Here is a 2,042-nt window from a genome sequence, read left to right as displayed (position 1 = left end):
GGATGTCAACTTGGGTCGATTTGACTAGAGGGTATTACCACATAGATCTTTGGTTCCAGTTGGATAGGCAAATTTATATTTTGAACGATCTGTGATGAGCTCAATACCAACTTGCTGATTAAGAATTGGGTCGTTGGGAGATATATCTAATACTGTTGAATGTAGGATAAAACCAATATTTTTTAATGTACTTTGATAATTATATACATATCCCTGATTCACCCCATTTACGATTAAACCAAATTGTTTTGAGTTCTGGTTGAAATATACCCCTATTCGATAATCATTTGTTAATGGAAGATTAGGATGTATATATGGTGTGGTGGTTATTGGATTTGTTGACGTGATTTCACCGTTGTTAACGGTATATAAACCGCCAGTAGTAATACTACTAAATCGTGACATTTCAGGATAAGGACTAATATTACTAAGTCCTGTATGTAATTGCATCATTGTTACGAATACAGATTTATTGACTGAGTCTTGACTAACAATGGTAATACCTGTTTCTACTTGTCCTGTAGCTATGGGTTTACTGGTGGGGAATTTCGTGAGTTTAAACTCTACAGCGATGATTCCTGTTGTGGGTATAAGCATATTCCCAGTTAAGTTACCGTTAGCATAGTGGGTGAGGTTAGTTGAATTGGCTGCTGAAAAGTTTTGCGAGGTTTTTTTTGAAAGGATTGCTGAAGTAAAACTTTGCTGATCCTTTGATTGATAAGGCTCTCCATATAGTACACTCAATTGGCTTGCATTTGCATCAAAATCATAGCTACAAGCAGCCCATGTTCCAAAACTCAAGGTACATAGACTCAAACATAATCCAATTTTTTTCATCATGTTATCCTTATTTTATTTTAAATATGCACTATATAAATAAAACATTTGAATAAGTTATTTTTCAGATAAAAGGTAAACGATTTTGTTGTGTGATGGCTTGTGCTTTTTTTTAATAAGGGTTCATAGCTTTGACAAGATTTTGCTTAAAAAATTATCGAATAATTTAATTATGTAATACAAGTACATCCGATGAAATGCTGGTTTTTTGACTATTTAGACCACATTTCTTGGTTTACATGTGCTTGTTTATTAGTTTTACTGTTCTAGTATGGAGTGACTTGGCAAATAAATTTGTTATGTAGATTTTTATCAAATATACATATTGCAGTAGGCCAAACAGATGGAGTTTCTACTCAAGTATTGACGACTTTATAGGGAGTATAAGGTACTGTGAAAACAAAATTAACAACTTTAAAAAGAGCATTGACTGGTTTGTGTGGGCTGTACTGTAGTTGGGCAGTTGCCTCTTCATCTTTAGTTGAACTGGATGATACACAGTTATCTGCAACACAGGGGCAAGCCTTACTGAGCCTTTCTTATATTTCCCCTCATGATCAATATAATTTAGAAACGCGCCGTGCAGGCGGAGACAGTTCAATTGGTTTTTATAAACTGGGTTTAGAGGCCAATGTAGAAATAAATGCCAATGTTCGTAAATTACAGCTGGGCTGTGGTGGGTTAAATGGTATTAACGGCTGTGATATCGATATCGATAATCTAGCCTTAAGCGGTTTAAAAACAGATGCCAATGGTAATATGCTTCCCATGACCAGTGACGAACGAGCAGCATCTTCTGCTCAGTTAAGTAATCCTTTTATTGAGTTCGCGATTAAGTCTCCAGATCAGGCATCGTTACGAGAAGTGGTTGGACTACGTTTAAGCGCTGAGAAAGTGGTTGGCTTGTTGACAGCAGGTACAAATAACACAGAAGCCAATGGTATCAATAGTTTATCTGGTTATCTCAAAATCAACGGTTATGGAAACGCAAAGACTTCTGCAGGAGTCTTTGGCTTAAAACCTGGAGAGGTGGTAAATACAGTTGCTGATACTGCCTTTTTGGGTTGTACTAGTGGCTGTGATAAAAATGCAGGGCTTACGGCAGGGTATGGTAATGCTAAAAATACCGGCTTAAAAATTCCAGCGATGACAGCACCTTTTCAGATCAATAATGCAGTGGTCAGTGGTACACGGATGACAGCAGC

Annotated in this window: 1 protein-coding gene and 1 pseudogene; one reads left to right on the top strand and one right to left on the bottom strand. The window is 36.7% G+C overall.

Translation table 11 applies throughout. The annotated features are described in order from the left end of the window. Positions 1–24 precede the first annotated feature (24 nt). Complete coding sequence (locus Aru01_RS18220; RefSeq protein WP_016657297.1) at positions 25–837, bottom strand: DUF4882 family protein; 813 nt, start codon at positions 835–837, stop codon at positions 25–27. 393 nt (positions 838–1,230) lie between these two features. Between Aru01_RS18220 and Aru01_RS18215 the strand changes: the two are divergent. After that, positions 1,231–2,042, top strand: a pseudogene (locus tag Aru01_RS18215) (hypothetical protein); the annotation flags it as partial.

The organism is Acinetobacter rudis, from assembly GCF_000829675.1.
Classification (GTDB): Bacteria; Pseudomonadota; Gammaproteobacteria; order Pseudomonadales; family Moraxellaceae; genus Acinetobacter; species Acinetobacter rudis.
This window is presented reverse-complemented; position numbering and strand designations above follow the sequence as displayed.